Source organism: Frankia sp. CoWAU3 (assembly GCF_977971855.1).
In genome coordinates, this window is the sequence record NZ_CDWWXB010000098.1 from 4308 (window position 1) to 10991 (window position 6684).

The following is a 6684-nucleotide window of genomic DNA, read 5'->3' on the forward strand; positions in this document are numbered from 1 at the left end:
CCGGCCGCGGACAACCTCGTGGTCGCGACCGCGTTCCCCGAGCTGGGCCAGGCCGGCCAGTTCCCCGAGGTCGCCCGGATGATCTCCGAACTGGACGCCGAGCAGGCCGGCGGGGACGCGGACGCGGCCCCCGCGCTACGCACCACGACGACCACCACCGGCGCGTCGCTGTCCGTGCAGATCGCCGAGAAGGTGGGCAACAAGGTGTCCGGCCCGCTCACCGCCCGCACCCTGCTCGACCAGCTCAACCGGACCACCGACCTGGACCTGGGCGGCATCGTCCCGCGGCTGAACCTCACGGCGACGACGCCGATCCCCGGGGCGGAACGGATCTTCAACACCACGCTGCGGGGAGCCCGCTGGGACAGCGCGTCGAAGAGCTTCGTGCCACTCGGCCCGGAGACCTACTCCGGCCTGGACATCCTGCGCCGGGCCGCCTCCTGACTCTGAGGCACGCGCTGACCCGGGTCAGGCACGCGGGCCGCTGAGGGCGCCATCGCCGGCTGGGGCACCATCGCCGGAGTCCGCCGGCCGTCCGGGTGACAGATAGGCGCCGAGCAGGATCTCCCGGTCGGCACGGGCCTGGGCGGCAGTGCCCGACCAGGCGAGGGCCCCGTGCCGCAGGACGTGCACCCGATCGGCGATCGACAGGGCGCTGCGGACGTGCTGCTCGACGAGGATCACGGCGAGCCCATCGTCCGCGGCGGCGCGCGCCGCCGCCAGCAGACGGTCCACGACGCGCGGCGCGAGGCCCAGCGAGAGCTCGTCGGCGAGCAGAACCGTGGGCCGGCGCGCCAAGGCGCGCGCGAGGGTCACCATCTGCTGCTGCCCCCCGGAGAGCAGCCCCGCCCGCCGATCGAGGTGCTCGGCAAGCTCGGGGAAGACCGCGAGGGCGAGGTCCGGGTCGCATCGACCGACCCGGAGATTTTCCCGGACGGTGAGGTCCATGATGACCGAGCGTTCCTCGGGAACCAGGCTCAGGCCACGTCGGCACCGTTCGTGCAGCGCGGCGGTCGTCACGGCCCCGGCGAGCAGGACCTCGCCTCCCGCCGACGGGATCGCGCCGGCCAGCGCCAGCAGTGTCGTCGTCTTGCCGGCACCGTTCGGGCCGAGCAGGGTCACGACCTCGCCGGCGTGAACCTCCAGGTTGAGGTCGCGGACCACCGGGCCGTTGCCGTAGCCGGCGGACAGGCCCCGCGCCGCCAGCACCGCGGGGCCGGCCGCGAACCGGGCCGGGTCCGCGAACCGGGCCGGGTCCGTCCTATCGGCGACGCGATCCCCGGTCCCGCCCGCGGACGGGCCGGCCGGCCGGGTCCCGGCCCGGCCGGCCGAGTCCAGGAGACGGCCGGCCGGGCCGGGACCGCCGCCTCCCCCAGGCAGGCGACCCGCACCCGGGGGTCGTCGCGCACCCGCTCCGGCGTCCCCTCGGCGATGCGCTCCCCGGCGTCCAGCACGACCACCCGGTCGCAGACCCCCATAACCACGTCCATGTCGTGTTCGTTGAGCAGGATGCCCAGCCCCCAGTCGTCGGCGAGCCGACGCAGCAGGCCCGCGACCTCCGCGCTCTCCGATTCGTCCAGCCCGGCGCACGGCTCGTCGAGCAGCAGCACGGCGGGGCGCGCCGCGACGGCCCGGGCGATGGCCAGCAGCCGACGACGACCGTAGGGAAGCTCCGCCACGGTGCGCAGGAGATCGTCGCGCAGCCCGAAGGCGTCGACCGCGGCGACCGCGGCCGGCTCAAGCGGACGTCCCCGGGGGAACAGCAGGTCGGTGAGATAGGCGCGGGTGTCCCGGCGGTCGCTGGCCGCCTGGATGTTCTCGATGACCGTCAGATCGTCGAACAGCTCCAGGTTCTGGAACGACCGGCTGATGCCGGCGCGGGCCCGCCGGTGCGCCGGCAGACGGTCCAGCCGGACGCCGCCCAACGTCATCGACGTGACCGACGTGACCGAGGACGGGGTGTAACCGGTGATCGCGTCGATGACCGTCGTCTTGCCCGCGCCGTTCGGGCCGATCATCCCGACAATCTGACCGGGTTCCACCCGCAGGTCGACCGAGCGCACCGCGGTGACCGCGCCGAACCGGACCGTCAGACCCCAGACCGACAGGACGGCGGGCGCGGCAGGCACGGCGACGGATGCGGCCGGCACGGCGGGCGGCGCACCGAGCAGGCGGGCCAGGCGGGCGGCATCGCAGCGGCGGCGGGCGGCCGCCGCGGGGACCCGGTCGTGGAGCAGCCTGGCGGTGCGGGCGTTCTCCGGCGCCATGCCCCCACCCGACCGGGACAGCACGACGACGAGGACGATCCCGCCGATCAGCGGCACGTAGCGGTCGAGCTCGGCCAGCCAGTCCCGCACCCAGCCGCCGAAGACCGCTGCGACCAGGGCTGCGACGGCGGCAACGGCCCAGGGGGCGTACCGGGCGGCGGCGCCGAGCCGGCGGCGCGGGCGCGGCGCGCTGACGAGCGAGGCACCGGCGGCGAGGCCGAGCAGCCCGGCGAGGGCCGCCACGACGACCCGCAGCAGCACGCCGAGCCGGGCGAGCAGGTCGCCGACCCAGCCGCCGAGCCGGGTCGCGAGCGCCCCGGCGGCCATCGTCGTCCCGGCGAACGCCCCGCTGACCCAGCCGACCCCGCCGAGCACCGCGTAGGCGATAAGCATGATCGACGAGAACGGCGCGAAGGCGCCACCGCCATAGTCGATGTTCCCGCGCTCCCCGTAGACGTAGAACGCATAGAGCACCCCGCCGAATCCGGCGATGGCCGCCGACAGCGCGAAGGCGTAGAGCTTCGCGCCGACCACGCTGATGCCGAGCGCGGCGGCGGCCCGCTCGTTGGTCCGCACCGCGATCAGCCGCCGGCCCGCGCGCCCGCGCCGCAGGTTGGCGACGGCCAGCGCGACGAGGACGAAGGCGAGGACGGAGACGGTCGCGAACCCGCGGGGGTTGGCAACCTTGTCCAACTCGATGCCGAGGAATGTCTGACGGCCGACGACCGTGCCCTCCGGGGAAGCCAGATCGCCGAACAGCGACCCGATGGAGTCCGCGCTCCTCGGTGCCGGGGAGTGGTAGCCGCGCTGGAACAGCAGAGCGTCGACGGCGGTGCCCAGGCCCAGGGTCACCACCGCGAGCTGCAGGCCCCGGGTCCGCAGCGCCGGCAGGGCGAACAACAGTCCGACCGCGGCCGTGCCGGCGACCCCGACGAGCATGGCCGCCTCCAAGGGCCAGCCGCGGGTCGCGACGAGCCGTCCGGCGATCAACGCCGCGATGCCGGAAAAGGCGAGCTGCGCCAGGGACAACTGCCCGGTGAACCCGACGAGCACGACGACGGACAGGATGACCAGCGCCCACAGGGCGTTCGCGTCGATCGCGTCGACCCAGTCAACCGGCAGCAGCCACCAGATCGCCGCCAGGGTGGCCGCCACGGTGACCGCGAGGGCGCGCGGATGCACCCGGCCGCTACCGAGGGCAGGCTGACGTTCGGCGAGGTGGCCGCGTTCGGGTATTCCCTGCCCGCGGATCGCGAGGTAGAAGACGATGACCGCCAGCGGCACAGCCCGGTCGACCCCGCGCCACCAGGGGTGCTCGGCGACCAGCTGGAACTGGGTCTCCACCTCGACGACCCCGAGGGCGAGCCCGCCCGCCAGCACCATCGGGAAGGAGCGGAACCGCGCGACCAGCGCGACCGCCAGCGCCGGGACGATGAGCAGGAGCAGGTTCGCCGAGGACAACGGGTTCTGCAGCGGCGCGAGCAGGACCCCGCCGAGACCGGCCAGCGCGCTGCCTGCGCCCCAGGCCGCGGCGGCGACGGTGTCCGCCGACCAGCCGAAGGTCGCGGCGGCCCGGAGGTTCTCCGCCGCCACCGTCGCGGCGAGGCCCACCGTGGTGAACCGGAACACCGCCCAGAGCCCCGCGACCAGCACGGCGACCACGGCCAGCCGGACGAACACGGACACGCCGACGGGCTCGTCGAACAGCGTTATCCTGCCGGTCGGCAGCACCGTCGGGGAGGTACGCACGGCACCGGCGAACATCAGCGTCAGCAACGACTGCAAGATGATCAGCAGGCCGAGCGTCGCCATCAGCCGCAGCAGCGAGGTCGCCTCGCGCAGTGGCCGCATCACCAGCAGGTGGAACACGACCCCGATGACGGTCGTCGACAGCACGGCCAGCGGCGCCGCGAGGCCGAGCGGCAGCCCCCACCCGGCGTGCAGCCCATGGAAGGCATAGGCCGCCCAGGCCAGCAGCGCGCCCTGGGCCAGGTTGAGCACGCCGGCCCCGCGGGCGATGACCACCACACCCGAGGCCACGAGGGCGTAGAGCGCGCCCGTGCCCAGGCTGAGCAGGGCGTAGCCCATGACGTCATTCAACGGCGGTCCACCCTGCTCCGGGCACCGCGGAACGGTGCCTCGATCATCCCTCAGTGGCCCCCCACCAATGGTCGCCGGCTCTCCTCGATCGCGATGAGCGGCGTGAGCCCACCGGAAAATCCGCAGGCCAGACCATTGATCATATGATCACGGCAACCGAGGTGACGGTGCGGCCGGACAGACCGACAAGGCAATGAAACCAGCCACAACAGCCACCGAATAGCATGAGAGCCACAGAACCTCGCGAAAGCTACCTAACCCCACGGATTGGTCGGGGGTGACGGAACGCGGGCACACCGCGAAACGTCCGGGATGGCACCATCGGACGAACGCTCGATGGCGGACGACCACGGCTACAGGGGTGGAAACGGATGAGGGACCTGGTGCCTGGCGCGAACGGGCCGTTGCCTGCCGGCCCCGTCTCGGTCCGGCTCGCCGGTCCCTTCGACGTCTGTGCGCTCGTCACCGGCGCGAACGGCAAGGTCGCCGCGGACAGCGACTTCGTGTTCTACAACCAGCCCAGGGCGCCGGGCGTGGCACTCTCGGGCGGCGCGGTGACCGTCGATCCGGGCCGGCTGCGCCTGGGCGCCGAACGTGTCGTGATCGCCGCCAGCCCCGAGGACGGTACGACGCCCTTCGGACAGCTGCCAGCTCTCGCCGTCACCATCCATAATGATCATGATGCCCTCATCGCCCGCTTCGCACCGCCGCTGTTGTCCCGCGAGACCGTGGTCACGCTGGTGGAGATCTACCGGCGCGGCCCCGCGTGGAAGATCCGGGCGGTGGGGCAGGGCTACGCGGACGGCCTCGCCGGTCTCGCCCGGGACTTCGGAGTCGACATCGACGACGGCGACCAGGGCCACCAGGGCCACCAGGGCCAACGCCGTGACCCTCCCGGGTACCCCGATTCCACGGGTCGGGGTACCCGGGAGGGCGATCTGACCCTCGTGCTCGCGCGGGTCGTCACGCTCACCAATGCCGAGCGCGCCCGGGAGGGTCTCGCGCCGCTGACCGTCGACGACCGCTTGGCCGCCGCCGCGGAGGCGCACAGCGTGGACATGGCGACCCGTGGCTTCTTCGCGCACACCAGCCCGGAGGGACGCACGGTGTCCGACCGGGTGAGCGCTCTGGGCTACCGCTACGCCCAGGTCGCCGAGAACATCGCCGCCGGCCAGAGCAGTGCGGACGAGGTGGTGACGGGATGGATGAACAGCCCCGGTCACCGGGCGAACATCCTCATCCCGCGGCTGCGCCAGATCGGCGTCGGGCAGGCCACCGGCGGCGAGTATGGTCGCTACTGGACGCAGGTCTTCGGCACCCTGCTCTGACCGCAGGCGCTCAGACCGCTGGCACTCAGACCGCAGGCGTACCGGAGGTAGGTCGCACCTTCGGCTACAAAGGTATCGGCATTCCCGCGCAGGCGTTGACCGACCGGGCCGAACGGATCACGATTTTTCTGCGCCGACCCCAAGGAACCGCCAGAACCGGTGACAGCGCCGCCGCGAGCGAAGAATCTGCGCAATCCGGCTGTGCACGTTCCACCCGAACCGCCGGGAAGGACGACGTCACAAGTCTTCGCCCATCCCTGGAGAAGTGCGCGTCGAATCTCCGGACAACGACGTTCGACCATGCCCGCGAACCATTGATCTAGCTTCCTTCCTGGTTGATGAGTCAGCTTTCATCGACAAGCTCGACACGCGTTCCACAACCCAGGACAGGACTGGAGAATGCGCACAGAGAACAAACGGGACGGGACAGCGTCCCAGCCCAGGAGATATTCGAACGGCCGTCACGCGCGGACTCGAGCACGTCGCCACCGGATCGGCGGGCTGCTGCTCACCCTCACCGTGGCTCTGATGACCGGGGCATTGACCGGACCTGCCCGCGCGCAGGCCCCGACGATCATCGAGGACAGCGCCATCGGCACCGGGCTCAACCAGGTCTCCTACACGGGGACGTGGACCCGGTGCACCGGGTGCATAGCCGGGCCCCTCGACGACGGCTTCCGGTACTCGTCGACCTACGGCAGCGTCGCCGCGTTCCAGTTCATCGGCACGCGGGTGACCATCTTCGGGGTCAAGGGACCGTGGAGCGGCCAGGCCGCGATCAGCATCGACGGCAGCACCCCGGAGCTCGTCGACACCTTCGCTACGGTCGCGGTCGCGAGCTCGATCTTCACCTCGAACACGCTCACCGCGGGCACCCACACAGTGCAGATCACCAACCTGCACCAGCGCAATGCCACGTCCCGGGGCTACGACGTCGCCTTCGACCGCGCCGAGGCGATCAACGAGGTGGCGCCGCCCCCGCCGACACC

The 6684-nt window shown here is 72.3% G+C and carries 3 protein-coding genes and 2 pseudogenes; 3 read left to right on the forward strand and 2 right to left on the reverse strand.

Translation table 11 applies throughout. The annotated features are described in order from the left end of the window. Nucleotides 1-444 (forward strand): annotated as a pseudogene (locus tag AC08ON_RS10600) (ABC transporter substrate-binding protein); the annotation flags it as partial. Between the two features lie 24 nt (nt 445-468). On the opposite strand, the gene AC08ON_RS10605 reads toward AC08ON_RS10600, so the two are convergent. Together AC08ON_RS10605 and AC08ON_RS10610 are read right to left on the reverse strand one after the other, a co-directional pair. Further along, nucleotides 469-1209 carry an ABC transporter ATP-binding protein gene (locus AC08ON_RS10605; protein ID WP_476607394.1) on the reverse strand — a complete coding sequence of 247 codons (741 nt, stop codon included), beginning with the start codon at nt 1207-1209 and terminating at the stop codon, nt 469-471. Further along, nucleotides 1119-4367, reverse strand: coding sequence for an ABC transporter permease subunit (locus AC08ON_RS10610; protein WP_476607395.1), 3249 nt, complete (start codon nt 4365-4367; stop codon nt 1119-1121). Before AC08ON_RS10610 ends, AC08ON_RS10605 begins: the two co-directional genes overlap by 91 nt. A gap of 371 nt (nt 4368-4738) precedes the next feature. Between AC08ON_RS10610 and AC08ON_RS10615 the strand changes: the two genes are divergently transcribed. Continuing rightward, nucleotides 4739-5695, forward strand: a complete 957-nt coding sequence (locus AC08ON_RS10615) for a CAP domain-containing protein (protein ID WP_476616873.1) — start codon at nt 4739-4741, stop codon at nt 5693-5695. A 399-nt stretch (nt 5696-6094) separates the two neighbouring features. After that, nucleotides 6095-6684 (forward strand): annotated as a pseudogene (locus tag AC08ON_RS10620) (endoglucanase); the annotation flags it as partial.